Genomic DNA, 23403 nt, shown 5'->3' with positions numbered 1-23403 from the left:
CCGATCGGCGTGCCGCGCCGCCTCGTCGCCGCGCTCCACCGCCTCGTGACCGCGCCCCGCGTCCCCGTCGCCGCGCCCCGCGCCCTCGTCGTCCCGCCCCGCGTCCTCGTCGCCGCGGCCCGCCGGGCCCGGGTCGCTCAGCGCCTCGACGGCGCCGGCGCTTTTCCCGGCTCGTCCCCCTCGGGCGGCGGCTCGAGGCGGTCGATCAGCTCGAGCACGATCTCCTCCGGCGTGCGCTCGCAGCCCTCCTCCACGCGCAGGCGGCCGGACAGCGCGGCGACGGCGGCGTCCTCGAACGTGGCGTCGCCCGGCGCCGGGACCGGCTCGCCGCGCAGCTCCGCGAGGCGCAGCGCCAGCCGCACGAGGTCGATCGCGCCGCGCACGGACGAGCCCATCCGCACCTGGGCGTGCCCGCGGGTCAGCCGGGTGAGCTCGACGGCGGCGGCGGGCAGGGCGCCGTCGGCGCCGGTGACGGCGTGCACGATCCGGCGCTCCCCCGCGGCGTCCTGGTAGCCGATGGCGATCCGGCACATGCGGTCGGCGATCGCCTGGGAGACGCGCGCGGTGCCGACCGCGTCGAACGGGTTCATCGCCGCGATCAGCCGGAAGCCCGAAGCGGCGGGGATGCGCCCCAGCCGCGGGACGTGGATCTCACCCTCGGCCAGCGCGCCGACGAGCACGTTCAGCGTCTCCTCCGGGACGCGGTTGAGCTCCTCGATGTAGAGCAGCCGACCCTCGCGCAGAGCGGTCGCGAGCGGGCCGTCGACGAAGATCTCCGGCGTGTAGCCCGTCTCGAGCACCAGCGCGGGGTCGTAGTGGCCGACGAGCCGGGCGGGCGTCAGCTCCGCGTTGCCCTCCACGAGCTCGACGCCGAAGCCGGCGGCGTCCGCGACCGCGCGCAGCAGCGTCGACTTGCCCGTCCCCGGCGGTCCCTCCAGCACCACGTGCAGCCCCGCGGCCAGCGACGCCGTCAGGACCTCGGCCTCGCGGCGCAGGCCGACGATGCGTTCGTCGACCCGCGCCAGCAGGTCCCTAGTGCTCGTGAATGACAACGCCCCGGATGTTCTTGCCGTCGAGCATGTCCTGGAAGCCCTGGCCGATGTCGTCGAGCTGGTAGCGGTTGGTGATCAGCTCGTCGAGCTTGAGCTTGCCCGCCTGGTAGAGGCCGATCAGGTTGCGGATGTCGTGCATCGGGTTGCCCGATCCGAACAGCGTCCCCTTGACCGTCTTCTCGTAGAGCGTGAGCACCGCGCCCGACAGCTGGACCGTGAGCTTGTTCGGGTCCGCGAGCCCGGTGATCACGGCCGTCCCGCCCTTGCGGATCGCGTTGACGGCGTTGCCGACGACCTCCTCGTTGACGATGTCGACGGTGATGATCGCCTTGTCGGCGCCCACGCCGCGCGTGAGCTCCTGCGCGAGCTCATGGGCCTCCTCGGCGCTCGCCACGCTATGCGTCGCGCCGAGGTCCTGGGCCGCCTCACGCTTGTTGGCGAGCGGGTCGACGGCGATGATGTTCGCCGCGCCGGCGTGCGCCGCGCCCTGCACCGCGTTGGCGCCGATGCCGCCGATGCCGTAGATGACGACGGTCTCCCCCGGTACGACGTCGGCCGCGTAGACGGCGCTGCACCAGCCCGTCGGGACGCCGCAGCCCACGAGCACGGCGGTCTCGAGCGGGATGTCCTCGTCGACCGCGACGCAGCTCGTCTCGGAGATCACCGAGTACTGGCTGAAGGAGCCGAGCATGCACATGGCGCCGATGTCGGAGCCGTTGTCGTGGAAGCGGAACGTGCCGTCGGGCAGGCAGCCGTCGAGGATCGTCGCGCCGTAGTCGCAGATGTTCGAGTGCCCGGTGGCGCAGAACCGGCAGTGGCCGCACACCGGCAGAAACGAGGTGACGACGTGGTCGCCCTCTTTGACGCGGCTCACGCCGGGCCCGCACTTCTCGATGATGCCGGCGCCCTCGTGGCCGCCGACGATCGGGAAGCGCGGGACGATGTCACCGTGGCGCAGGTGCTCGTCCGAGTGGCATAGACCCGCGGCGACCCACCGGATCAGCACCTCGTTGGCCTTGGGCTCGTCGAGCTCGAGCTCGGCGATCTCCCAGTCCGAGCCGGGTCCGCGCAACATCGCTGCCTTGGTCTTCACGAGGCTCTCCTCCCCCGTAGACGCGTTGGGCGCGCGATGCTACTCCTTGACCCGCACCCGCGCCTACGCGCGCACCGGTCCTCAATGCACGAGCGAAGCGGCGGCCTTGGCGAGGCCGGCGTAGGCGCCCATCGGGCGGCCGTGATTGTCGATGATGGCCGTGTGCCAGAGCTGGTCGGGCGTGCCGTCGACGAGCTGGTACTGGAGCATCTGCTTGACGCGCCGGTTGGAGCGCACGACGGTGTAGGCCGAGCGCAGCCAGGTGGCGCGCGCGCTCTGCGAGATCGCGCGGTTGCCGGCGCTGAGGTAGCCGAACTCGGTCAAGTAGAGATCCAGGCCCTTGCCCTTGGGCGTGCTCAGACCCTTGATCTTCGCGAGCTGGTCGAGCGTCCTGATCAGGCGCGGGAGCTGGCTGATCGGCGCGTCCTCGGGGCCGCCGGTCTTCCTGGTCGGCGCGACCGTGAACTGATACGGATGGTGGGCCAGGCCGTCGGCCTTCAGGCGGGCGTTCCGCGGCGCGGCGGCGCGGATGAACTTCAGCGGCGCGATCGTGCGGCCATCGCGGTTCGGGGCGAGCTCGCCGAACAACACCTTCGATCTCGGGTCGACGGTCTTGATCGCGGTGTAGGCGGCCTTGTAGAGCGCGCGGTACTGCTGCGGCGCGGTCCTCGACGGCGCCAGCCAGGCGCTCAGGTTCGGCTCGTTCCAGACGGAGTAGCGGTCGACGCGGCCCTTGAAGTGGGCGGCGACGGTGCGCACGAAGGCGGCGAACTTGACCGGGTCGGGCTGGTTGGCGCCGACCTTGCCGTCCTTGGTCGCCCACGCCGGCGCCGGACCTGTAACCGTCAACTGGAGCTTGATGCCGTGGGCCGCGGCAGCGGCCTGCAGCGCGTCGACCTTCGAGAAGTCGTACTGCGCGCCTTCGGCCGGCGGAGTCCGCTGCTCGGCGCCGCTCACGAGCGTGCGCGCCCACAGGATGTTGACCCGGATGCGCTTGGTGCCGAGGGCGCGAGCGTGCTCGAGCGCCCGGTCGCGCGCCATCCAGCGCTGGTCGACGAAGACCGCGTCGTCCTGGATGGCGAATTCCATGCGCGGCGCGGCGCTCGCGGTGGCCGGCAGGACGGCGGTGGCGAGCAGGACGGTGGGGAGAGCGAACTTCCGGATCATCTACGACGTATGTCGGCATCCGGCCCCGTACGCTCAAGTGGTGCTGGCCGTCTTCGCGAAGTCTTTATCCAGCCACGATCCGCTCTCCGGGCTGGAGGTCGGGGAGCGGCCGGAGCCGTCGGTCACGGACGGCTGGACGACCATCGAGGTGCGCGCCGCGTCGCTCAACCACCACGACCTGTGGTCACTGCGCGGCGTCGGCTTGCGCGAGGACGCGCTGCCGATGATCCTCGGCTGCGACGCCGCCGGCGTCGACGAGAAGGGCAACGAGGTGGTCGTGCACTCGGTGGTTCCCTCGGAGGACTGGCGCGGCGACGAGACGCTCGACCCGAAGCGTTCGATCCTGTCCGAGCGCCACATGGGCACGTTCGCCGAGCGGGTGACCGTGCCGCGGCGCAACCTCGTCCCCAAGCCGCGCGAGCTGAGCTTCGCGGAGGCGGCGTGCCTGCCGACGGCGTGGTTGACCGCGTACCGGATGCTGTTCACGCGGGCGTGCCTGCAGCCCGGCGCGACGGTGCTGGTGCAGGGCGCGGGCGGCGGCGTGGCGACCGCGCTGATCGTGCTCGCGCGCGCCGCCGGTGCGCGCGTGTGGGCGACCTCGCGGTCCGAGGACAAGCGCGAGCGGGCGCTCGGGCTGGGCGCCGACGCGGTGTTCGAGCCGGGGGCACGGCTCCCGGAGCGCGTGGACGTGGTGGCCGAGACGGTCGGCGCCGCGACCTGGGAGCACTCCCTGAAGGCCCTCAAGCCGGGCGGGACGCTCGTGATCTCGGGCGCGACGAGCGGCGACGCCCCGCCCGCGAGCCTGACCCGGATCTTCTTCCTGCAGCTGTCCGTGATCGGCTCCACGATGGGCACGCGCGAGGAGCTCGACCGGCTCGTGCGGCTGTGCGTCGAGCGGGACGTGCGCCCGGTGATCGAGTCCGAGGTGCCGCTGGCGGACGCGCGCGAGGCGTTCGCCACGCTGGCCGCCGGCGACGTCTTCGGCAAGCTGGTCCTCACGCGTTGACGACGCGGCCGGCGGCGCGATCCATCCCAGGTTTCACGCGCCGCCGGACCGACGGAAGGCGCACGTGGTCAGCGTGCGCTGTGTTCATCATGTCAACAGCAGAGGCGAGATGCGACTGATCACCTGGAACGTGGCGGGTCGGGTGGGCAAGCAATCGGACCAGGCCGCCGCGATCGCGGGTGTGAACGCTGACGTCGTGTGCCTGCAGGAGGTGACGCTGCGTACGGCGCCGCTGTGGCGGGAGGCCCTCGCGGCGGCGGGGTTCGCGGCGGTCGAGACCGCGCTCGACGGGCTGCCGCCGAAGCCGACCAAGCGCCGGCTGGCGGTGCTGACCGCGGCCCGCGCGGCGGTCACGCGTCTGCCCGCGCCCGACGACCTGCCGTGGCCGGAGCGCGTGCTGTGCTGCGAGGTCGAAGGGGTCGAGATCGTCAACGTCCACTCCCCCATCGCGCCGTCGCCCGAGCTGGCCAAGATTCGCACGCACGAAGCGGTCGCGGCTCACCTGCGCGAGCCGTCAGCGCGCCCGCGCGTGCTGTGCGGCGACCTCAACACGCCGCGGCGGGAGCTCGAGGACGGCACGCTGCTCACCTTCGCCCACGACACCCACGGCCGCCTGCGACCGGAGCGCGGCGAGCGGTGGGACCTCGCCGAGCGCGCGCTGGTGCGTGACCTCGGCTGGACGGACGCGTGGCGCGCGCTGCACGGCTACGGCACGCGCGACGCGAGCTGGACCTTCAAGGACGACCGCGGCGGCTGGCGGCTCGACCATGTGCTGCTGGACGGGCTCGAGCCCGTCGCGTCGGTGTACTGCCACGAGTGGCGGCGCGCCGGGCTCAGCGACCACTCGGCGCTGCTCGTCGACGTTCAGCCGCCCGCGGCGACCACGTCGTAGCCCTCGGCGCGCAGGACCTCCATCACCACGTCGCGGTGGTCGCCCTGCAGCTCGATGACGCCGTCCTTGACCGAGCCGCCGACGCCGCAGCGCTTCTTGAGCTTGCCCGCGAGCGCCTTGAGCTCGGGGTCGCGCAACGGCAGGTCGTAGACGGTGGTCACGCCCTTGCCGCGCCGGCCGGCCACCTCCCGCTTGACCTTCACGCGCCCGCCGGCGTTGTTGCGCGCCCGCATCGCGTCAGCCGGCGGCGCCTTGCGCAGGTCACCGTCCGAGCTCGAATACACCACGCGTCGATCACCCACCACTTGCTCCATTCAACGGCAACACCGCTCGCACCAGGGTGCCTTCTCCCTGGGGCGATTCCACGGTCAGGGTCCCGTCCAGCGCGCCGACGCGGTCGGCCAGCCCGGACAGGCCGGAGCCGCCGTCGGCCGACGCGCCGCCGATGCCGTCGTCGCGCACCTCGACGACCAGGCCCTCGTCGGAGCGGTCGAGCCGGACGCTGGCGTGCGTGGCCTCCGCGTACTTGGCGACGTTGGTCAGCGCTTCGGCGACGGTGAAGTAGGCGGTGGCCTCGACCGCGGGCGGCAGGCGCTCCTCGAGCTCGTGGACGACCTCGACCGGCACGACGCAGCGCGCGGCGACGGCGCCGACGGCCGCGGTCAACCCGCGCTCGGTCAGGACCGCCGGGTGGATGCCGCGCGCGAGCTCGCGCAGCTCGGCGGAAGCGTCCTGCAGGTCCTTGCCGAGCTTCTCCAGGAACGGCGCGATGTCCGTGGGGTCCTTGGCGAAGCGGCGCTTGGCGACCTGGACGTCGAGCACGAGCGCGACCATCCGCTGCTGCGCGCCGTCGTGCAGGTCGCGCTCGATCTTGCGCCGGGCCTTGTCGGCGGCCTCGATGATGCGCGAGCGCGACGCGCGTAGCTCGGCGGTGCGGGCGGCCTCGACCTGGTGGCGCAGCGCGGCCTCCTCGGCGCTCTTGCGCTCGGTGATGTCGAACATCGCCCCGTCGAGCCACAGCCGGTTGCCCGGGCCGCTGACGACCTGGCCGCGGTCGAGCACCCAGCGCACCTCACCGTCAGCGCGGACGATGCGGTACTCGAGCTCGAACGGCTCCTCGCTGTGGGCGCTCGAGCGCGCGACCGCTTCGGCGACCATGGCACGGTCGTCGGGGTGGACGAGCGTCATGATCGTGCGCTTCGTCGAGGACAGGAAGTTGTGCGGCGGGTAGCCGGAGATGCGCTCGATCTCGTCGGTGATCATCTCCAGCTGGTGGTCCGCGTGCCAGGCGCTGCGGTAGATCGCGCCCGGGACGTTCTCCATCAGGGTGCGCAGCAGGCGGTCGTTGGCGCGCTCCTGCGCCGCGCGCAGCCCGGCCCGGGTGCGCGCGATCAGCTCCGCGCGCGTGAACGGGCGGTGCAGGTAGTCGTCCGCGCCCGCGTTGAGCACGCTGTCGGCCATCCGCCCCTTGGCCGCGACCGTGATCGCGAGCATCCACGCGTCCCCGAGCCGCGGGTCGTCGCGCAGCACGCGGCACACCTCGGGCGCGTCCTTGCCGGACGAGTCGCGGTCGACGATCACCAGGTCGACCGGCTCGGCCTCCAGCGCCGCCCCGGCCGCCGAGACGCGCCGAACCGCCCGCGGGAGATGCCCCGCGGCCCGTAACCAGGACTGGATCTCGGGCTCGGCCGCACCGACCACGAGCACCCCGGCCTGGCGCCGACGGACAGCTTCACCACGCGCCACGGACCCGATCTTAAAGGGGTCAGACCCCTTTAGGAACGAAATCGCCGTTGAACGCCGAAACGGCGCCCTTGCGGGCGCCGCGCGAACCTAAAGGGGTCAGACCCGTTAATGTTGCTTTAGGTTCGGGTCAGCCGCCGAACGTGGTGGTGTAGGTCGCGCCGGAGCCGCCGGTCGGGGCGCCATTGGCGACGCCGATGCCGATGAAGCGGAAGTCGCGGGCGAGGATGTTGGCCTTGTGGCCGGCGGAGTTCATCCAGCTGCGGACGATCGAGCGCGGCGTGGCGAGGTGGCCGCCGCCCCAGGCGATGTTCTCGCCCATCGTGTACGAGCGGCGGGACTTGGTCCAGCCCGTGCGCTTGATGCGGTCGTCGAAGCCGGCGCCGTTGCGGGACTCGTGGGCGAAGTAGCGCTGGGCGACCATGTCGCGGGAGTGGCCGCGGGCGGCGCGGTTGAGCTTGCCGTCCAGGCGCAGCGGACGCAGGCCGGCGGCGCGGCGCTCGGCATTGAGCAGGCACAGCGTCGCGCGGACGGCCGGCTTGGTGGCGGTGGAGTCAGCGCCCGAGCACGTGGCGGCGTTCGAGGCCGCGGGAGCGGCGGCGAACGCGAAAACGGCAACAGCAGACGACACGACGACCTGACGAAAACGACGCATGGGACCCCTCCGGGACGGATTCCGGGAAACAACGCGCTCCCGTGACCCGTTCGGCAGACCGGCTAGCTCCTGTGGAGGCAGGAGCTCCGTGTCTTTGCGACGCCGCTTCGCAGCGGGTGTGCCTTTGTCGTGGGAGGCGACCTGAGTTTTAGTTTCGGCAGCTCGCTACAACGCTTTAGGTCTGTGAACGAACAGACCGGAAAAGGAGATTTGACCTACGGGCTCGACGAGCCCGTGGTGGACCGGCGGCTACTCGGGCCGGACCGCGATCTCCTCGCTCAGCCGGTAGGGCGCGGCCAGCTCGATCTCGTCCCCGCTCCAGAACTTGCCCGGGTCGTACCAGCTCATCGGGCGCTTGTCGCCGAGCAGCCCCATGTGCTGCAGGGTGGTCGCGACGAGCTCGGCGCAGTAGATCGTCTCGCGGGAGGCCTCGCGCCGGCGCACCCGCCCGGTCGCCCACGAGCGCATCAGGCCGGGCGTCGTCGGAAACGGCCGGCCGTCGTACTTGTCGATCATCTCCAGCAGCCGGCCCTCGTGCGCGCGCGTGAGCTCACCGCCTTCCAGCCTCCGCACCCACGCGCGCTGGCCGTACTTGGCGTCCCACGTCCGCACGGCGTCGGCGAGCTTGTGGAGCTGGACGCCGCGGTGGCGCTCGCCCGTCCACGCGTCCGGCAGCGAGCGGCCAAGCTCGGCGTGCCACAGCAGCGGCGGCATGTCGTCGAGCGCGACCGCCATCCCGACGTGGTTGACCGGGGCGTTGGTGAGCGTCTGGATCGCGCGGTCCGCGACCGAGCGCCCACGGAAGAGCCAGATGTCGCCCGTCCGGCTGGTGTCGACCGCTTCTTGGAAACTCAGCTCCGCCAAGGAGCAAGAGAGTAGGGTTTCCGCGCATGAAGGCGCGCTGGAAGTGGCTCGGGCTCGCGGGCGCGGCGGGGGTCGCGGCCACCGGCGCGGTGTGGTCGCGCAACCGCCGTCCCCAGTCCGACTACACGCCCGAGGAGCTGCGGGACCGGCTGCGCGCCCGCCTCGAGCAGGTCGAGGCGGGCGACGAAGCGGCTGCTCCGGTGGTCCCGAAGGACTAGAGCAGGTCCTGCGCGAACGCGATCAGGCGGTTCGCGGTGGCGACGTCGATCGACTTGCCGCGCTGCGCCTGCACGTGGTTGACGAACGCGCCCAGCGGCGCGTGCGACAGCTGGTTCGAGAGCGACTTGCACGTGCCCTGCTTGCCGATCAGGCCCTCGTCGCACGAGCGCGCGATGTTGTTGAGCAGGCTCTCGATCGTCGCGTGCAGCTCGAACGTGCGCGTGCTGTCGGTCGCATTGCCGAGGTTGTCGGCGGCGGCGACCTTCACGCTGTGGGCGCCCGGCGCGAGCAGGAACATGTCCAGCACCTGACCGTGCGTGGCGGGCGCGCCGTCGAACGTCGCCTTCACCGTGGCGGCGTCCACGCCGGAGGCGGCGTCGGTGGCCGTGTACTCGATCGCGCTGAAGTCGTCGGAGTCGAACGTCACGCCCTCCGGCGACGGCTTGGTGATCGTGATCTGCGGCGCGGTGGTGTCGAGCACGACCGTGCGCGTCACCGGGGCGCCCGCCTCCAGCTCGTCCGACGGGTCGAACGTGTGGCACGGGTCCGCGGTGCGCAGCTGCACGTGGTAGGTGCCGTCGCCGGCGCCCGCCGGGATGACGAACGTCCCATTGGCGGCGATGCCCTTCCACGCCCCCGGGATGCTCCCGGCCTTGTAGTAGCGGTACTGGACGCCGATGCGGCTGTCGGTGAAGACCGCGTCGGTGGCCTTGGCCGTGAACGTGTGGTTGCCGCCCACGTAGGTCGTGCCGCCGGCCGTGTAGGTCGTGCCGGCCAGCGCCAGGGTGCCGGCGGGCGCGTCCGTGTCGCTCGGGTCGGCGCTGGGCGCGTCGCCGAGGGCCGGGAACTGGGCGGTGCCGTTCTCCCAGTCGCGGTAGAGCGTCGCGAACGTCGGTCGCAGCAGGCAGGACTCCCACACGGGGAACGTGTCGTTGCCGGCGTCGTGCTCGGCCGGGCGCGGCTGGGCGCCGTCGCTCGGGCAGCCGGTCGCGCCGGCCTCGCAGTAGCGCGGACGGCCGTCGTGGCGCCACGAGTGGTCGGAGTCGATCGAGCGCAGCCACGGCAACGGCCCCGAGAGCTGCGTGGTCATCAGGTTGCCGTTCGCCGGGTAGGTCGCGACGCCGCCCTTGATGTCACCGCGGGCCTTGAGGATGTCGCCGAGCGCGGCGTTGAGGCCGTTGCCGTCGAGCAGCAGCAGCTTGGCCGTCTGCACGGCGTTGCGGTAGGCCGCGAACTGTCCGGCGTCGAAGACCGCGCTGTCCTTGAGGCCGGTGCTCGGGACGGTGCCGACGCCCGGGAGGTCCACTTCCTGGTCCTCGTGGTGGTCGGCCGGCAGGTGCATGAGCGCGTCGAGCTTCTCGTGCGTGCCGGGCTGGAACAGGTCCACCTGCTGCGGGCCGACGATCGGCAGGTCCAGCCCGACGGACTGGATGCCGATCCAGTGCGTGGGCGAGGTGACGAACGACTTGAGCTGGTCGATGTCGATCCGCAGCTCCTCCTCGATCGCCTCCTGGATCTTGCCCTTGGCGAACTCCTTGAGCTCGGCGATCGGCGCCTGCAGCGGGTTCAGCGCCGGGCCGAGGACGTCTGAGATCGTGTCGGACACGACGCCGAACAGCTCGTTGAGGTCACCCACGATGTCTGGCGCGCCGAGCATCGAGATCAGGTGGTGGTTGATGTAGTCCTCGGCCTCGTAGCCGATGACGTCGAGCGGGCCGACGCCGTCCTCGCAGTTCGCGCGCAGCAGCGAGTACTCGTCGTCGGGCTCGTTGCGGCAGATGTGGTCCTGCGCGGCGCGGTGGCTGCGCGGGTCGAACAGCGCCTTGGTCGTCGCCAGGCCCAGGTCGCTCCAGTTCTTCAAGCCGTCCTCGATGTCCTCGATCCAGTGCTCGAGGTAGGTCTCGACGAGGTTGTCGATCGTGAGGTCGGCGGCGAGGTCACCCGGATCGAGCGCGCAGAAGTACTCCGCCTCGCAGCGGTTGTAGGAGATCTCCGTCGTCCTCGGGCCGCGCACGGTCTGCACCGTCAGCGTCTTGGTGCGCTCGTAGCAGTCCCAGTCGGCGATCAGGCAGTCCTCGTACTCGGAGTCCCAGGCAAAGCGCGCCTCGGCGACCTGGAGCTCGGCCTGCATGTCCAGGAAGAAGTCGATCAGCCGGCCGCGGCTCTCGCCCTCGGGGAGCGGATTGGCCGGGTTGATGAAGGTCTCGTAGATGAAGCGCTTGGGCGCGGCGAACGGGATGTGCGGCGTGGCGTCGTCGGACACCTGCGGGTTGCCGTCCTCGTTGACCTCGTTCTGGACCGGGCCGCGGGCCTTGTTGCCGTCGTAGCCCTCGGTCGCGTCGCCGATGTAGCCCTCGACGATGATGTGGCGGATGGCGATCTCGGCCTCGTCGATGTCGGCCAGCTCGCCGACCGACGGGAACACGCCGCCCGCGACGTCGTTGACGAGCGTGTGGGCCCACATGTCACCGGCCGCGTGCGTCAGGTAGCCGTAGGCGAAAGCGAGGATCTGCTTGCGCTCGGCGCCGCTGTAGGCCGGATCGCTCTGCGCCTCGTAGGCCTCCTTGAGGATGTGCGCGAGCCACTTGCCGGTCTGCTCGGGGTGGATCACGGACTGGCCCATGACCAGGTCCGGGAAGCCGTCGGGGCCGACGACACCGGCGTTGAAGTAGGCCGCGTTGCCCTCGAGGGCCTCCACGACCTCCGGCTTGACCGCGTACTCGCGGCCCTCGATCGTGACCTTGCCGTCGTCCATCACGTCCTCGTAGGCGCGCAGACCGGTCTGGACGTGCGTGTACGGCTTGAACGCGTGCGCGGTCGAGGCGAGTGCGAGCACGGCGAAGAGCGCCGCCGCGCAGGCGGCGACGAGCGGCCGCAGGCGACCGCCGAGGGGGACGTTCAAATGGAGCTCCTTGGGGAGGAAGGTGAGCCGGGCGAGTATCCGGCAGCTACGCCGTGTAGGAGCTACGGTTGACCACACCAACACCGGTGGCCAACCGGCAGGGTGGTCACGCGCGGTTGACGAGCGTCAGCGCAGGTACGGATCCAGTGGACGCGTGACCGCGCCGCGTGCGATGGGGACGCAGTCGGGCGGGAAGTCCTGGACGATCTCCGCGTCCACGCGCGCGAGGAACTCGTCGAGGCGGTCCGCGCACGCGCCGTCCACGTCGTGCAGCACGAGCAGCGTCCACTCCTGCGCCGCGATCTGGTCCAGGGCCGTCTCCACCCAGCCGGCGTCGGTCCAGTCGCCCGGGACGGCGTTCCACAGCACGCACGTGAAGCGGCCGGCGGTGAGCGACTCGACGGCGGCGGAGGAGAGCAGGCCCGGGGCCAGGTCCCCGCCTGCGCCGGACGGCCGGAACAGGCGGTCGGGGTGGGCGAGCTCGCGCAGCTCGGCCTGTGCCGCCTCGATCTCGCGCACCTCCACCCCGCTCTCCCCGAGCGGGCGCGGGTGGGTGAGCGTGTGGTTGCCGATCCAATGGCCCTCGGCGTGCGCGCGCTCGGCCAGCGCACGGTGCTCGCGCAGCGCCTCACCGACCACGAAGAAGCTCGCCCGCAGTCCGCGCGCGGCCAGCACGTCCAGGACCCGGGGCGTGGCCGCCGGGTCCGGGCCGTTGTCGAAGCTCAGCGTCAGCCGACGGATGACGGCTCAGTGGCGGGCGCGCCGTTGGGCGACGAGTCGACCGCCGCGGGCGGCGCCGTGGACGTGCCCTTGCCCTTGTTGCGCGGGCGCGGATTGACGATCAGCGTCAGCTCGGATTCGAGCTTGGCGCGAAGCGGCTCCACTCGAGGCGAGAGACAGAGTCGGTCGCCGAGGTCCTCGAGCTTCTCGTCGAGTTGAAATCCAGGCCCCGTGGTGCAGATCTCCATCCGCCCTCCGGGAGACATCGAGTAGCAGCTGTCGAAGAAGTAGTGGTCGAAGATCTTCGTCCACGGGCGCACGCCCTCGTTGGCCTCGTCGCGGGCGGCCTGCGTCTCGGCGCCGTCGCCGGCGTCGTAGGCGACGTGGTGCCAGACGCCGACGCGGCCGTCACCGGACGGGCGGCCGGGCGGCGGCGAGAAGTACCAGCGGCCGGAGCGCTCGGCGTCGAGCACCAGCCGGTAGCCGTCGTCGCGGAAGCCGAGGTGCTGCGCGAACGGCAGCTGCTCCTCCTTGGTGGTGAACGAGCGCGCGCCCTCGATGCCGAGGATGCGGTGCTCGGCCGGGATGTCGTCGGCTTCGGCGACCAGCGGCGTGTCGGTCGAGTCGGAGACCATCAGCTCGACCTCGTGGCCCTCCGGGTCCCAGAACACGAGCGACTGGGGCTGCGTCGGGTCCAGCCGCAGCATCTCGCTGTGGTGCTGGTTGGCGATCAGGCGGTCCATCCAGTACTCGAGCGAGTCGTAGGAGCCCACGCGCAGGATCAGCCGCTGGATGTCCCCGTCGCCCGGGACGCCGACCGGCGCCTCCTTGAACTCGAGGAACGTCACCACCGAGCCGGGGTTGCCCTCCTCGTCGCCGAAGTAGGTGTGGTAGCGGAACGTCGTCTCGAAGTTCAGCGTGTTCTTGACGAACCGCAAGCCCATGACCCGGCACCAGAAGTCGACGTTCGTCGTGACGTCGCGCGTGATGCCGGTGAAGTGATGTGGCCCTTTCAGTGGCTGCTTCATCCCTCGATCTCCTCAGCCGAGAATTTGCACAATCGATAAGTTACCGCTCGATGGCGCTGACCGCACCGCGCACCGTCGCCGGCCAGGTGGCCGAGTTCCTCAAGGGCGAGATCCTCGCCGGACGGCGAGCCCCTGGGGACAAGCTACGCCAGGTCGAGATCGCCCGTGCGCTGGGCGTCTCCACCACGCCCGTGCGGGAGGCGCTGGCGGCGCTGCAGCGCGAAGGGCTCGTCCGCCTGCACCCGCAACGTGGCGCGGTCGTGTTCCTGCCGAGCGTCGACGACCTGCGCGAGCACTACGAGATCCGCGCGGCGCTCGAGTCGCTCGCGGCGGCCAAGGCGGCCGAGTGCTTCGAGCCGGACTGGGCCGCGCCGCTGCAGGCGCTGATCGAGGAGATGTGGGAGGGCCCGCCGGCGCCGCGCTACATCGAGCTCAACCAGCGCTTCCACACGCAGCTCTACGAGCGCTCCGGCCGCCCGCAGCTGGTGGAGATGATCGCCGCGCTGCGCGACGCGTCCAGCGCCTACCTGCACATCTACCGCGCGCAGGACGACTTCCCGGCGGCGCGGCTGGACCTCGAACACCGGGCGATCCTCACCGCCTGCATCGAGCGCGATCCCGAACGGGCCGCGCACGCCACCCGCGTCCACCTCGAGAACACCGTGGAGCACGTCGCCGCACGCCTATGAGCCAGATCCTCACCACCCATGTCGGCAGCCTTCCCCGCCCGGAAGACCTGATCCGCACCATGTTCGCCAAGCAAGAGGGCGTGCCGGTCGACCCGGTCGCGCTCGAGCAGCGCACGCGGGAGGCGGTCGCGGAGGTCGTCGCCAAGCAGATCGAGTGCGGCGTCGACGTCGTCTCCGACGGCGAGATGGGCAAGCCGAGCTACGTCACCTACATCGCCGACCGGCTCGACGGGTTCGGCGGCACCTCGCAGCCGCTCACGTACGCCGACCTCGTCGACTTCCCGAACCTGCAGCGCAAGGTCTTCGGCGATCCAGGGCGCTCGCGGCGACGGACGCCCGCGTGCGACGCGCCGATCACGGTCCGTGATCCCGAGGCGGCGCAGGCCGACATCGACCACATGAAGGCGGCGCTGCCGGACGGGCACCGCGGGTTCATGAACGCGGCCTCGCCGGGCGTCATCGCGCTGTTCTTCCGCAACGACCACTACGCCACGCGCGAGGAGTACGTGTACGCGATCGCCGACGCGATGCGCGTCGAGTACGAGGCGATCACCAGCGCCGGCCTGCAGGTGCAGATCGACGCGCCGGACCTCGCCATGGGGCGTCATATCCAGTTCGCGGACCGCTCGCTGGAGGAGTTCCGGGCCGAGGCGCGGCTGAACATCGAGGCGCTCAACCACGCGACGCGGAACATTGACCCGGCGATGATGCGCCTGCACGTGTGCTGGGGCAACTACGAGGGCCCGCACCACTGCGACGTGCCGTTCCGCGACATCGTCGACCTGGTGTTCGAGGCGCGCCCGCACGCGATCCAGTTCGAGGCCGCGAACCCGCGACACGCGCACGAGTGGGCGATCTTCGAGGACGTCAAGCTGCCCGAAGGCAAGGTGCTGATCCCCGGCGTACTCGAGTCCAAGGCGAACTTCATCGAGCACCCCGAGCTGATCGCCCAGCGCATCCGCCGCTACGCCGACCTGGTGGGCGACGAGAACGTGATGGCCGGGAGCGACTGCGGCTACGGCACCTGGGTCGGCCAGGCGGCCGTCGATCCCGACGTCGTGTGGGCCAAGCTGCGCGCCCTCAGGGAAGGCGCGGACCTCGCTTCAAGGTGAGCTGGTCGTCGGCGAGCTCGGCGACGTAGAACTCGTCGAGCTCGTCGGTCTGCTTGGGCCGGTCGTCGGGACCGGGTGCGAGCGCGGTGAACGAGCCGTCCTCGTGCAGCTCGAGCGTGCGGCGCCCGCGCGCCGGCGGTGCGGGCAGCGATTCGGGGCGGAAGCGCAGCTCGTCCTCGCGCGCGTCCTCCAGCCACCAGCGGCTCATGGCTTCCTCGGCCCTTCCAGCGTCGCGTTCATGCGGGCGACCTGGCCGGCGGTGAACATGAACATCGCGGCGTCGTCGACGTAGTCCATGTAGTTCATGAACATGTCGCCGTGCGGGCCGTTGTCGCACGTGATGTGCGGGAACGTGGGCCTGCCGGTGTTGGCCTGCTGGGCGCGCGGCGTGTCGGCCACGAAGTCGTCGCCCGTGCAGTCGTTGCGGTCCCCCCAGATGTGACGCAGGCCGAGCCAGTGGCCGACCTCGTGGACCGTGGTGCGGCCGCCGTCGAACGGGGCCGCGGCGGTGCCGGTGGTGCCGAACGCGCGGTTGAGGACGACGACGCCGTCGGTCTTGGCCGGGCCGCCCGGGAACTGCGCGTAGCCGAGCAGCCCGCCGGCGAGCGTGCAGACCCAGACGTTGAGGCGGCCGGGGTGGGGCTTGACGACGCGCTTGACGCTGTCGTCGGCGCCGAACGAGCGCTCGTCGGTGTGGGTGCGGGTCGTCTCGATCAGCTCGAACTCGATCAGGGGGTCGGCGACGAGCGAGGTCCAGACGTCCGGGACCTGGGTCCTGTCCTCATTGCGGGCGCGGAAGTCTCGGTTCAGGACCGCGAGCTGGGACTCGATCTGCGCGTCGGAGATGTTCTCCTCGTCGCGGTTGTAGACGACGTGGACGACGGTCTGCAGCGTGATCGGGGTCGTGCGCGGGATCGCCTCGGCGACCGCGCGGCGGGTCGTGGCCTCGGCCTCCAGACGCGCCTCGCGATAGCCCGGGACGGTCTCCGCGAGCAGCTCGTGCACGACCATCGTGGCGCAGGTGCGGCTCACGCCTGGACCAGCTTCGCGCCACCGACGAGCGCCTGCAGCTTGCCGAACGCGCCGTCGTGCGTGAGGTACTTCATGCCGCAGTCGGGCGCGGCGACGAGGTTGCGCGTGTACGGCAGCGCGCGCTCGATCCGGGCGGCGACGGTCTCCTGGCTCTCGACCTCGTCGGAGTCGAGCGCGATCACGCCAAGCACGATCGTCTTGTCGGCGAGCTGCTCGAGGACCTCGAGGTCGAGCTCGGCCTGCGCGGTCTCGATCGAGATCTGGTCCACGGGCGCCTCGGCCAGCTCGGGCAGGAAGCGGTAGGTGCGCTTGTGGCCGGGGACGAACAGCGGATAGCCGAAGCAGATGTGCAGGACCGTGGTGCCGTCCACGCCGTCGAGCGCGCGGCGGAGCGTCTCGATCCCGTACGCGCGCGCCTGCTCGGAGCGGGACTCCATCCACGGCTCGTCCAGCTGGACGATGTCCACGCCGGCCTCGAAGAGCTCGATCACTTCCTGGCGGACGACGTCCGCGAACGCGAACGCGACCTCCTCCTCGGTCGCATAGTGGTCGTTCTGCGCCTGCTGGGCCATCGTGAACGGGCCGGGGACCGTGACCTTGATCTTGCGGTCGGTGGCGCTGCGCAGGAAGACGGCGTCGCGGCGCAGGATGTTCTCGCGGCGGCTGATCGGGCCGCTCACGCGCGGAACCGGCATCGGGTTGCCGTTGCGGTCGAGCGCCTCGCCCGGGTTGTCGACGTCGATCCCGTCCAGCGCGAGCACGAAGTAGTTCGAGTAGCTCTCGCGGCGGATCTCACCGTCGGTGACGATGTCGAGCCCGGCGAGCTCCTGGTCGCGGATCGCCGCCAGCGTCGCCGCGTCCTGGGCTTCCCGCAGCTGCGCGGGGTCGATCTTCCAGATGTCGCTCGCCCGCACACGCGGGGGAAGCCGGGTCCGCAGCTTCTCGCGATCGACCAACCACTCAGGTTGGGGGTACGACCCCACCAGGCTCGTTTCCATTCGGGGAAATCTAGCCGAGAGGTTCAACGTATCAATCGGCCCGGAATTCGATATTGGACCTCTCAGTCCGAAGCTCGTACATTCCTTCTCGACGACTTGGTGGCTCCCCACCTCGCACTGTCGGCGGATACATATCTCTCCTCCCCGCCGGTGGAGCGACGTCAACGTAGCGCTGGCCCCCGCCGACCTCTCTCTCCTTCGGCGGGGGCCACCGCGCGCGCCATCGTGATGAACGTGGCGACCAGCGGCGATTCGTCCGCCGCCCTCCACGCCATGTCCAGCCGCAGGTTCGGCGCCCACCCGCTCAGCGGCCGGTAGGTCACGCCGACGCGGACCAGCTCGCTCACCGACTCCGCCACGAGCGAGATGCCCACGCCCGCAGCCACGAGCCCGATCACGGTCTGCATCTCCTGCACCTCCTGCACGATCGTGTCGTCGCCGCCGAGGCGGTCGATCGCGGGTTGCAGGGCGGATCTCAGGCCGGGCGCCACGTTGCTCGTGAGCAGGATCAGCGGCTGGTTCTCGAGGTCCTGGAGCGTCAGGTGCTGCTTGGCGGCGAGCGGGTGCAGGTCGGGCAGGGCCGCGATCACGGGCTCCTCGGCGACGTTCTCGATCTTCAGCTCGGGGCGCGACCGGGCTGCCCTGAGGAAGCCGACGTCGAGCCGGCCGTCCTCGAGCTGGCGCAGCTGCTCGGTCGTGCCCATCTCGTGCAGGCGCAGGGACACGTCCGGCGAGTGCTCGCTGAAGCGGCGGAGCAGTTCGGGGACGAACGAGTACATCGCGGAGCCGACGAAGCCGACGGCGAGCCGTCCGACCTCGCCTCTTTGGACTCGCCTGGCTTGCCGTGAGGCGTCCTCGACGGCGGCCAGGATCTCGCGCGCGCGTTCGAGGAACACGACCCCGGCGGCGGTCAGCTCGACCCGGCGTTGGTTGCGCAGGAGCAGCGTCGCCCCCACCTCCTCCTCGAGCGCCCGGATCTGCTGGCTCAACGGCGGCTGCGACATGTGCAGCCGCTCCGCCGCGCGGCGGAAGTGCAGCTCCTCGGCGACGACGACGAAATACCGCAGGTGGCGCAGCTCCATGGGTCGTTCATGATGGTGGGTCGTGGACGAGTTTCAGGTGAAGGACGGGATGATCCGGCTCGGGCAGCTGCTCAAAGCGGCCGGGCTGGTCGAGTCGGGCGGCGACGCGAAGGCCGTGCTGGCTGAGGGCGTCGTGTCCGTCAACGGTGAGGTGGAGACACGGCGCGGGCGGCAGTTGCGGGCCGGCGACGTGGTGACGCTGCGCGGCGAGTCCGTGCGGGTCACCTGAGCCATTGGGCGGCGAGCTCGTACCGCGGCTCGTTCAATGATCCGCTGCGCATGGCAGTAGCCGGCGATGAGCGCCAATAGGCTGGCCCGTATCCAAGACGGGACCCCGAAGCCGATCAAGGCGATCAAGATCGCCACCCACGTGCCAGCGCCCACAGCCGGTGCCCACGTTCCGCCTAAAGGATCGGCGTCACGCCATTGCGCCCAGGTCAACCGTGCGCCGGGATGCGCTCGTCACACGAGGCCGATCGCAAGGACACTGCCGCGGCGACTACGACCATCGGTGGTCTGTGCCCAGGCGCGAAGACGACGACCTACCAGACGAGTCCATCTAGGTGGTTATGGCCGGAAAGCAGGCGAGCGATTCGGTCTTGCGCCGCTGCACGGACGGGAGGTTGAGCGTGATGCGCGTGCAGTGCGAGTTCCCCGTACATGTCATAGAAGTTCAACCGCTCGCGCAGATGGCCGCGCTCGAACAGCTCCGGATACGCGCCGTGCAACCATCTGGGGACCTCCGTGAGTGTGGTCTCGTCGAGCCCTTGTTCGTCGGGTGTGGGTGGGTACTCTCGCGCCCTCGCGCACCAGCGCAGGATCGTGTCGAGCTCGACGTCGGCTGGCTGAGCCAACGCCTCCGCGAAGTCGATGAGACCGGTGACGCGTCCTTGGTGGACGATCACGTTTGAGCCGTGTAGATCACCATGGACGAGCGCGAGGTCGTCGTCGGCGAACAACGTCAGCCGCTCCTGGAGCCAATCGGTGACGTCGGCGAGCAGGCGGGAGTCGTGATCGGGCAGTCGCCGGGCAGCCTCGACCTGCTGGAGCGCCGCGCTCACTACCGGTGGGTGGAACGCCGGCCACGGCTCGCCGGCGAGCGCGTCGGCCAGCCAGGGCGGCAGCAGGTCGGCCGGGACAGGGACGCGGTGTAGGACGCGCAACGCAGCGCCGAGGCTCTCGATGATGGCTTGACGCGTGTGCGAGTCCGCCGCCGGCCTGCCTCGTACAAGGTTCGGCCCGGCAGGCGTTCAGTGACAGACCACGACCCATCCGGGCCGTCGCCGTGGGCGAGCTGCCGGGCGTGTGGGACCTCGCTGCCGGCGAGCAGGTTGACGACCGTAGCCTCGTGGCGATACGCGTCTCGGAACTGTCCGTTGCTCAGTCGTACGACGTACTCGTCGCCGACCCACACTCGACTAACCCACCCGGCCTTTCGAAGAAAGCGTCCGGTTGCCGGCAGACCGGCGGCCGCCAGCGTCCTCAGCAGGGTGGGATCGGTAGCCGGCTCGCCGACGGACGGAGTCGATTGACTGCCCACGTGTCAAGCGTCGCACACGTTCGTGCGGGCATGACGTGGTCGAGCCGCCGCGCCTAAGGGCGGCGAGCCAGCGCGAGATGTGCGGGCCGTCCATGGCTTGGTCCGGCGCCGCACGACGACGCCGGACCGCGATCAGGCCGCTTGCGGGCGGTGGTCGCGAGCGTCGCTGTGGACGCTGCGTCGGCCGGTTCGTCCTGGCGCTGAAGCCCGGCGGTCGCGCTCAGCGCGTGACTGCGGCCGAGCACGGACGTGCGCCACCGCCGCGCCGAGCCGGCGCGCCCGGGTCGACGCCTCACCGGCCGAGAGCTTCGCCTACGGCAGCACGAGCCGCCTGTTGGCCGTCGGCGTGAGCGCTCAGGCGCCCAGGCCGGCGTCGCGTGCCGCAAGCGCCGCCTGGGCGCGATCCAGCACACGCAGCTTGCTGCAGATGCTTGACATGTGGTTGCGCACGGTCTTCGCCGAGAGCCCGAGCGAACGTGCGATGTGGCCATTGGTGGAACCGAGCGCGAGCTGTTCGAGCACGTCGCGCTCGCGCGGCGTGAGCGTCGGAAACGCCGCGTCGGCACGGTCGCGCGGGCGGGCCAGGTGCTCCGCCACGCGCGGCCCGGCGACGGCCGCGCCCCGCGCAACCGCGACCAGCGCTCGGGCGACCGCCGCCGGCTCGGCGCCGCGGTGCAGGACGCCCGACGCTCCCGTGCGCAGCATCCGGACCGCGGCACCCGGCGCGGGATCGTCGAGCAACACGAGCACGGGCAGCCGCGCGGCCACCTTGGCCAGGCCGTCGCCCAGACCGAGCACCGCGATGTCCGCGTCCACGCTCGGGTCGACGGCCGGCCCGGCTGCCGCCAGGACGAGTGCGGGATGTTCGTGGACGAGCTGCTCCAGACCGCGCCGAAAGAGCGGGTAGGGGTCGACGACCAGCACCGAGTGCACGGCCGACCTCACCCGAGCCCGGCACCGCGCGCCAGCCGCGCGGCGGTCGCGACATCGGGCGCGCCGACCTTTTCCAGGACCGCGCGCACGTGCCGGCGGGCTGTCTTGGGGGCAAGCCCGAGCCGCGTCGCCACCCGCGGCGGATCGGCACCCGCCGCGAGCTGCGCGAGCACGTCGCGCTCGCGCGGTGTCAGTCCCGGGAACGGGTCGTTGCCGGGCGACAGCAGCGCCTGCAAGTCAGGCGCCGGAGCAACGAACAGCTCTCCCGCACGCGCCGCGGCGAGGGCAAGCTCGAGCAGCCCGCTGTCCGCTGTGTCGATCACGGCCCGCGCTCCGGCGCGCAGCGCGGCGGCCGGCCCGCCCGGGCCCGCCCCGACGAGCACGACCGCGACCTTGAGCTTCGAGAGGCGGGAAACGGCGGCCACGCCACCCTCCGGCGGCAGGTCGGCGTGCACCACCGCAACGTTCGCTCGCCGGGCGCGCGCGGTCTCGACCGCGGCGTCGGCATCGGCCGCGAGGACGGCCCCGGGCTCCACCATGGTCGCGAGCGTGCCGGTGTGATCGGCGACGAGCACGCTGGGCTGTGTCACCGAACCGGTCCCCGCTCCGAGCTCATCTCCAGGCCGGGACGCGCGGCAGGAGATCGTTGACGCCGGCATGCGGCGAGCGCGGGCCCTTCACCGGCGCGGGCGCGGCGCACGGCAGAAAACGGAGAGGTGGTGGCCATTACGTTGGGCACTACTGTACAGCAGAATGTGCACGTCCGCGTCGGGCCGCTGGACGTCCCGGGCGACTACACCTCGTTATCGGGGCGGTGCCGCACCTTTCACGAGGCGCAGGGCCAGCAACCGGGCGGAAGTCCGGGCATACCGGGCGGGGTCCCGGCGTCAGGCGGCGTATGGACACGCTCAGCATCGCGCGCGCTCGCACCGGCGCGCTGTTCGCCACCGAGGTCGACAGTGGCCCACCGCTCATGCAGCGCCACGCTGCCAACGAGCGCCACGGCGCACTCGACGGAGAAGTCGCGTTCTACAGCGCCGACGAAGGCGGGACCGTGCAACACAGCACCGGCGCGGCCCGAGCGGTCGCGCCCATCCCGGCCGGCCAGTCACGCACGATCCGCGCGTCGAGCGCCGCGGCCCCGGCCCTCGTCGTGCACACGCCGGGCGAGCCGTTCGAGCGCGTCGCTCCGGCCGGGGCCCTGACCGAGTCGACGATGCGCGATGCGCTCGAGCTCGTCGCGCGCCGCGGCGTCGAGATGATCGCCCCGATCTCCGGGTCCCAGCCGTGACCGTCGTCGACTTGCGCAGGCTCACGCGGCGCGACGACTTGAGCGCCGTCGAGGCGCTGCTCGCGGCCTACGGAGCCGCCGTGGCCGAACGGGCGCAGCGCGAGTATGGCCTCGTCCTGGCCGAGCTCGCGCCGGGCGCGGACCTGCTGACCGAGATCGAGCCGCTTCTGGACGCGCCGAACGTGCTCTACGTGGCGGAGGTTGACGGACAGGCGAGCGCGACCGGAGCTCTCCGGCACCTCGGCGACGGGGTGGGCGAGATCAAGCGCATGTACGTCGAGCCGGCGGCGCGCCGGCGGGGGATCGGGCGCGCTGTGCTCAGCGCGCTCATCGGCGACGCCCAGCGAGCGGGTTTGACGCGATTGCGTCTCGAGACGGCACCCTGGATGGCTGAGGCGCACGGACTCTATGCGAGCGCCGGCTTTGTCGACCACGATCCCTACGCCGGCCGCGAGTTCGACGGCATCGCTGCGGTCGACGGCATCGCGCGGTTCATGGAGCTACGCCTCCCCCAGCCGGAGCCGCTCTAGGCCGGGAACAGCCCACGCAGGGACTACGCGAGCACCTCGCGGCTGCTCCTCGAGGCCGGACCTGCGGCGACAGCGAGCACGATCGAGCTCGCGAACGCGAGGTATGCACCCCAGATCAACTGGGCTATGGCTCGGACACGTTGATGCTGGTCGTCACGGTGACCCACGGCCCACGCTGGGCCGCCGTCGCATCTAAGACAGGCGTCGGCGATACGATCGCCTCGCGCGCGTACGTCGGGCATGGGACTTCTGCGCAACGAACCCGAAGGACGCGCCGTGCCGACCGCGGGCGCGCTGCCGCCCGTCACGCACGGTGAGCTGCGAGTGGCCGCCGGGGACCGCCTCGTGGACATCGACGCGCTCGGCGACCGGGGCGTCGTCGAGGTGCGGACCGCTGAGCACGGCGTGCTGGCGGTGGGCATGGCCGGCGGCGAGCCGTTCGCGGTCTCCAACGTCTGCCGGCACCAGTTCGCCAAGCTGGGCCGCGGCCAGGTGACCGAGGACGGCTGCCTCGAGTGCCCGTGGCACCGCGCTCGCTTCAATGTCCACAGCGGTTCGATGACGTCGGGGCCGAAGGGACGCGTGTTCGGCTTCAAGCCCTACTCCGCCGCGGTACGAGGGTTCGGCGAGATGGCGCGGCTCAAGACGTACCCGGTCACGGTCCGGGAGGGCGCGATCTGGCTCCGGTGAGCAGCGTCACCGAGCGCCACGACGAGGCCAGCTCGCCAGCGCGACCTCAGCCGGGTACCGGGTCTGGGCCAGGGGGCGTGGGCGGCCCGGGGTTCGGCGGCGTCGGGTCAGGAACGGGCTCTCCCGGGTACGGCTGCGGCGGAGCCGGATCGGGGACGGGCACTG

Annotated in this window: 27 protein-coding genes and 1 riboswitch; of the genes, 9 read left to right on the top strand and 18 right to left on the bottom strand. The window is 71.4% G+C overall.

The annotated features are described in order from the left end of the window. Window positions 1-137: 137 nt before the first annotated feature. The 3 genes from OJ962_RS05380 to OJ962_RS05370 form a co-directional block, all read right to left on the bottom strand. Window positions 138-1052 (bottom strand): AAA family ATPase, encoded by a 915-nt coding sequence (locus OJ962_RS05380; RefSeq protein WP_202953789.1) that lies wholly within the window; start codon window positions 1050-1052, stop codon window positions 138-140. Beyond that, window positions 1033-2145 carry an NDMA-dependent alcohol dehydrogenase gene (locus OJ962_RS05375; protein ID WP_202953788.1) on the bottom strand — a complete coding sequence of 371 codons (1113 nt, stop codon included), beginning with the start codon at window positions 2143-2145 and terminating at the stop codon, window positions 1033-1035. Before OJ962_RS05375 ends, OJ962_RS05380 begins: the two co-directional genes overlap by 20 nt. Before the next feature lie 81 nt (window positions 2146-2226). Further along, a complete protein-coding gene (locus OJ962_RS05370) occupies window positions 2227-3312 on the bottom strand; it encodes a cellulase family glycosylhydrolase (RefSeq protein ID WP_202953787.1) in 1086 nt (361 codons plus the stop codon). Between the two features lie 40 nt (window positions 3313-3352). Between OJ962_RS05370 and OJ962_RS05365 the strand changes: the two genes are divergently transcribed. Both OJ962_RS05365 and OJ962_RS05360 read left to right on the top strand, forming a co-directional pair. Continuing rightward, window positions 3353-4318, top strand: a complete 966-nt coding sequence (locus OJ962_RS05365) for a zinc-binding dehydrogenase (RefSeq protein WP_202953786.1) — start codon at window positions 3353-3355, stop codon at window positions 4316-4318. 109 nt (window positions 4319-4427) lie between these two features. Continuing rightward, the gene (locus tag OJ962_RS05360) at window positions 4428-5210 is read left to right on the top strand and encodes an endonuclease/exonuclease/phosphatase family protein (protein ID WP_202953785.1); all 783 of its coding nucleotides are present in this window, start codon (window positions 4428-4430) and stop codon (window positions 5208-5210) included. On the opposite strand, the gene OJ962_RS05355 is transcribed toward OJ962_RS05360, so the two are convergent. The 4 genes from OJ962_RS05355 to OJ962_RS05340 form a co-directional block, all read right to left on the bottom strand. Further along, window positions 5183-5512, bottom strand: coding sequence for a translation initiation factor (locus OJ962_RS05355; RefSeq protein WP_270006225.1), 330 nt, complete (start codon window positions 5510-5512; stop codon window positions 5183-5185). The genes OJ962_RS05360 and OJ962_RS05355 overlap by 28 nt on opposite strands. Continuing rightward, entirely contained in the window at window positions 5505-6956 is a 1452-nt protein-coding gene (locus tag OJ962_RS05350; RefSeq protein WP_202953783.1) for a PAS domain-containing protein, read from the bottom strand. The genes OJ962_RS05355 and OJ962_RS05350 overlap by 8 nt, the downstream gene beginning before the upstream one ends. 127 nt (window positions 6957-7083) lie before the next feature. Next, complete coding sequence (locus OJ962_RS05345) at window positions 7084-7608, bottom strand: CAP domain-containing protein (RefSeq protein WP_202953782.1); 525 nt, start codon at window positions 7606-7608, stop codon at window positions 7084-7086. A gap of 49 nt (window positions 7609-7657) precedes the next feature. Continuing rightward, window positions 7658-7741: riboswitch (cyclic di-GMP riboswitch) on the bottom strand. A 116-nt stretch (window positions 7742-7857) separates the two neighbouring features. Continuing rightward, window positions 7858-8472: a C40 family peptidase gene (locus OJ962_RS05340; protein WP_202953781.1), complete on the bottom strand. Its 615-nt coding sequence runs from the start codon at window positions 8470-8472 to the stop codon at window positions 7858-7860. A 26-nt stretch (window positions 8473-8498) separates the two neighbouring features. On the opposite strand from OJ962_RS05340, the gene OJ962_RS05335 reads away from it, so the two are divergent. Further along, a complete protein-coding gene (locus OJ962_RS05335; RefSeq protein ID WP_202953780.1) occupies window positions 8499-8690 on the top strand; it encodes a hypothetical protein in 192 nt (63 codons plus the stop codon). Here OJ962_RS05335 and OJ962_RS05330 read toward each other — a convergent pair. The 3 genes from OJ962_RS05330 to OJ962_RS05320 all read right to left on the bottom strand — a co-directional run bounded on the left by OJ962_RS05330 (window position 8687) and on the right by OJ962_RS05320 (window position 13341). Beyond that, window positions 8687-11593, bottom strand: coding sequence for a zinc dependent phospholipase C family protein (locus OJ962_RS05330; RefSeq protein ID WP_202953779.1), 2907 nt, complete (start codon window positions 11591-11593; stop codon window positions 8687-8689). The genes OJ962_RS05335 and OJ962_RS05330 overlap by 4 nt on opposite strands. A 126-nt stretch (window positions 11594-11719) precedes the next feature. Then, complete coding sequence (locus OJ962_RS05325; RefSeq protein WP_270006224.1) at window positions 11720-12268, bottom strand: polysaccharide deacetylase family protein; 549 nt, start codon at window positions 12266-12268, stop codon at window positions 11720-11722. A 53-nt stretch (window positions 12269-12321) separates the two neighbouring features. Continuing rightward, window positions 12322-13341: a VOC family protein gene (locus OJ962_RS05320; RefSeq protein WP_202953778.1), complete on the bottom strand. Its 1020-nt coding sequence runs from the start codon at window positions 13339-13341 to the stop codon at window positions 12322-12324. A gap of 50 nt (window positions 13342-13391) precedes the next feature. Between OJ962_RS05320 and OJ962_RS05315 the strand changes: the two genes are divergently transcribed. Together OJ962_RS05315 and OJ962_RS05310 are read left to right on the top strand one after the other, a co-directional pair. Then, window positions 13392-14030, top strand: coding sequence for a GntR family transcriptional regulator (locus OJ962_RS05315; protein WP_202953777.1), 639 nt, complete (start codon window positions 13392-13394; stop codon window positions 14028-14030). Further along, window positions 14027-15142, top strand: a complete 1116-nt coding sequence (locus OJ962_RS05310) for a cobalamin-independent methionine synthase II family protein (RefSeq protein ID WP_202953776.1) — start codon at window positions 14027-14029, stop codon at window positions 15140-15142. Before OJ962_RS05315 ends, OJ962_RS05310 begins: the two co-directional genes overlap by 4 nt. Here the strand turns inward: OJ962_RS05310 and OJ962_RS05305 are convergent. From OJ962_RS05305 to OJ962_RS05290, 4 genes are all read right to left on the bottom strand, one after another. Then, entirely contained in the window at window positions 15111-15350 is a 240-nt protein-coding gene (locus OJ962_RS05305) for a hypothetical protein (protein ID WP_202953775.1), read from the bottom strand. The genes OJ962_RS05310 and OJ962_RS05305 overlap by 32 nt on opposite strands. After that, window positions 15347-16174 (bottom strand): zinc metalloprotease, encoded by an 828-nt coding sequence (locus tag OJ962_RS05300; RefSeq protein ID WP_202953774.1) that lies wholly within the window; start codon window positions 16172-16174, stop codon window positions 15347-15349. Before OJ962_RS05300 ends, OJ962_RS05305 begins: the two co-directional genes overlap by 4 nt. Continuing rightward, complete coding sequence (locus OJ962_RS05295; RefSeq protein ID WP_202953773.1) at window positions 16171-17172, bottom strand: uroporphyrinogen decarboxylase family protein; 1002 nt, start codon at window positions 17170-17172, stop codon at window positions 16171-16173. The genes OJ962_RS05300 and OJ962_RS05295 overlap by 4 nt, the downstream gene beginning before the upstream one ends. 161 nt (window positions 17173-17333) lie before the next feature. Further along, window positions 17334-18254, bottom strand: coding sequence for a LysR substrate-binding domain-containing protein (locus tag OJ962_RS05290; RefSeq protein ID WP_202953772.1), 921 nt, complete (start codon window positions 18252-18254; stop codon window positions 17334-17336). A 22-nt stretch (window positions 18255-18276) separates the two neighbouring features. On the opposite strand from OJ962_RS05290, the gene OJ962_RS05285 reads away from it, so the two are divergent. Beyond that, window positions 18277-18483: an RNA-binding S4 domain-containing protein gene (locus tag OJ962_RS05285; RefSeq protein WP_202953771.1), complete on the top strand. Its 207-nt coding sequence runs from the start codon at window positions 18277-18279 to the stop codon at window positions 18481-18483. Window positions 18484-18796: 313 nt separating this feature from the next. Here OJ962_RS05285 and OJ962_RS05280 read toward each other — a convergent pair whose 3' ends face one another. The 4 genes from OJ962_RS05280 to OJ962_RS05270 form a co-directional block, all read right to left on the bottom strand. After that, window positions 18797-19417: a phosphotransferase family protein gene (locus tag OJ962_RS05280; RefSeq protein WP_407697490.1), complete on the bottom strand. Its 621-nt coding sequence runs from the start codon at window positions 19415-19417 to the stop codon at window positions 18797-18799. Further along, on the bottom strand, window positions 19315-19668 hold the full coding sequence (locus OJ962_RS34320; protein ID WP_407697489.1) for a phosphotransferase family protein: 354 nt from the start codon (window positions 19666-19668) through the stop codon (window positions 19315-19317). The genes OJ962_RS05280 and OJ962_RS34320 overlap by 103 nt, the downstream gene beginning before the upstream one ends. 480 nt (window positions 19669-20148) lie before the next feature. Continuing rightward, entirely contained in the window at window positions 20149-20727 is a 579-nt protein-coding gene (locus tag OJ962_RS05275; RefSeq protein WP_270006223.1) for a response regulator transcription factor, read from the bottom strand. Window positions 20728-20735: 8 nt separating this feature from the next. Then, window positions 20736-21302 carry a helix-turn-helix transcriptional regulator gene (locus tag OJ962_RS05270; protein ID WP_270006222.1) on the bottom strand — a complete coding sequence of 189 codons (567 nt, stop codon included), beginning with the start codon at window positions 21300-21302 and terminating at the stop codon, window positions 20736-20738. Between the two features lie 323 nt (window positions 21303-21625). Between OJ962_RS05270 and OJ962_RS05265 the strand changes: the two genes are divergently transcribed. The 3 genes from OJ962_RS05265 to OJ962_RS05255 all read left to right on the top strand — a co-directional run bounded on the left by OJ962_RS05265 (window position 21626) and on the right by OJ962_RS05255 (window position 23238). Continuing rightward, window positions 21626-22018 carry a hypothetical protein gene (locus tag OJ962_RS05265; RefSeq protein ID WP_202953767.1) on the top strand — a complete coding sequence of 131 codons (393 nt, stop codon included), beginning with the start codon at window positions 21626-21628 and terminating at the stop codon, window positions 22016-22018. After that, window positions 22015-22548 (top strand): GNAT family N-acetyltransferase, encoded by a 534-nt coding sequence (locus OJ962_RS05260; RefSeq protein WP_270006221.1) that lies wholly within the window; start codon window positions 22015-22017, stop codon window positions 22546-22548. The genes OJ962_RS05265 and OJ962_RS05260 overlap by 4 nt, the downstream gene beginning before the upstream one ends. 240 nt (window positions 22549-22788) lie before the next feature. Continuing rightward, window positions 22789-23238, top strand: coding sequence for a Rieske (2Fe-2S) protein (locus OJ962_RS05255; protein ID WP_202953765.1), 450 nt, complete (start codon window positions 22789-22791; stop codon window positions 23236-23238). Window positions 23239-23403 lie beyond the last annotated feature (165 nt).

It is taken from the genome of Solirubrobacter deserti (assembly GCF_027587175.1).
Classification (GTDB): Bacteria; Actinomycetota; Thermoleophilia; order Solirubrobacterales; family Solirubrobacteraceae; genus Solirubrobacter; species Solirubrobacter deserti.
This window is presented reverse-complemented; position numbering and strand designations above follow the sequence as displayed.

Bases quoted from the DNA above. Each gene is read 5' to 3' on its own strand.
- OJ962_RS05370 (WP_202953787.1), bottom strand. From the start codon at position 3,312: ATGATCCGGAAGTTCGCTCTCCCCACCGTCCTGCTCGCCACCGCCGTC.
- OJ962_RS05360 (WP_202953785.1), top strand. From the start codon at position 4,428: ATGCGACTGATCACCTGGAACGTGGCGGGTCGGGTGGGCAAGCAATCG.
- OJ962_RS05345 (WP_202953782.1), bottom strand. From the start codon at position 7,608: ATGCGTCGTTTTCGTCAGGTCGTCGTGTCGTCTGCTGTTGCCGTTTTC.
- OJ962_RS05335 (WP_202953780.1), top strand. From the start codon at position 8,499: ATGAAGGCGCGCTGGAAGTGGCTCGGGCTCGCGGGCGCGGCGGGGGTC.
- OJ962_RS05320 (WP_202953778.1), bottom strand. From the start codon at position 13,341: ATGAAGCAGCCACTGAAAGGGCCACATCACTTCACCGGCATCACGCGC.
- OJ962_RS05315 (WP_202953777.1), top strand. From the start codon at position 13,392: ATGGCGCTGACCGCACCGCGCACCGTCGCCGGCCAGGTGGCCGAGTTC.
- OJ962_RS05310 (WP_202953776.1), top strand. From the start codon at position 14,027: ATGAGCCAGATCCTCACCACCCATGTCGGCAGCCTTCCCCGCCCGGAA.
- OJ962_RS05305 (WP_202953775.1), bottom strand. From the start codon at position 15,350: ATGAGCCGCTGGTGGCTGGAGGACGCGCGCGAGGACGAGCTGCGCTTC.
- OJ962_RS05295 (WP_202953773.1), bottom strand. From the start codon at position 17,172: ATGGAAACGAGCCTGGTGGGGTCGTACCCCCAACCTGAGTGGTTGGTC.
- OJ962_RS05290 (WP_202953772.1), bottom strand. From the start codon at position 18,254: ATGGAGCTGCGCCACCTGCGGTATTTCGTCGTCGTCGCCGAGGAGCTG.
- OJ962_RS05265 (WP_202953767.1), top strand. From the start codon at position 21,626: ATGGACACGCTCAGCATCGCGCGCGCTCGCACCGGCGCGCTGTTCGCC.
- OJ962_RS05255 (WP_202953765.1), top strand. From the start codon at position 22,789: ATGGGACTTCTGCGCAACGAACCCGAAGGACGCGCCGTGCCGACCGCG.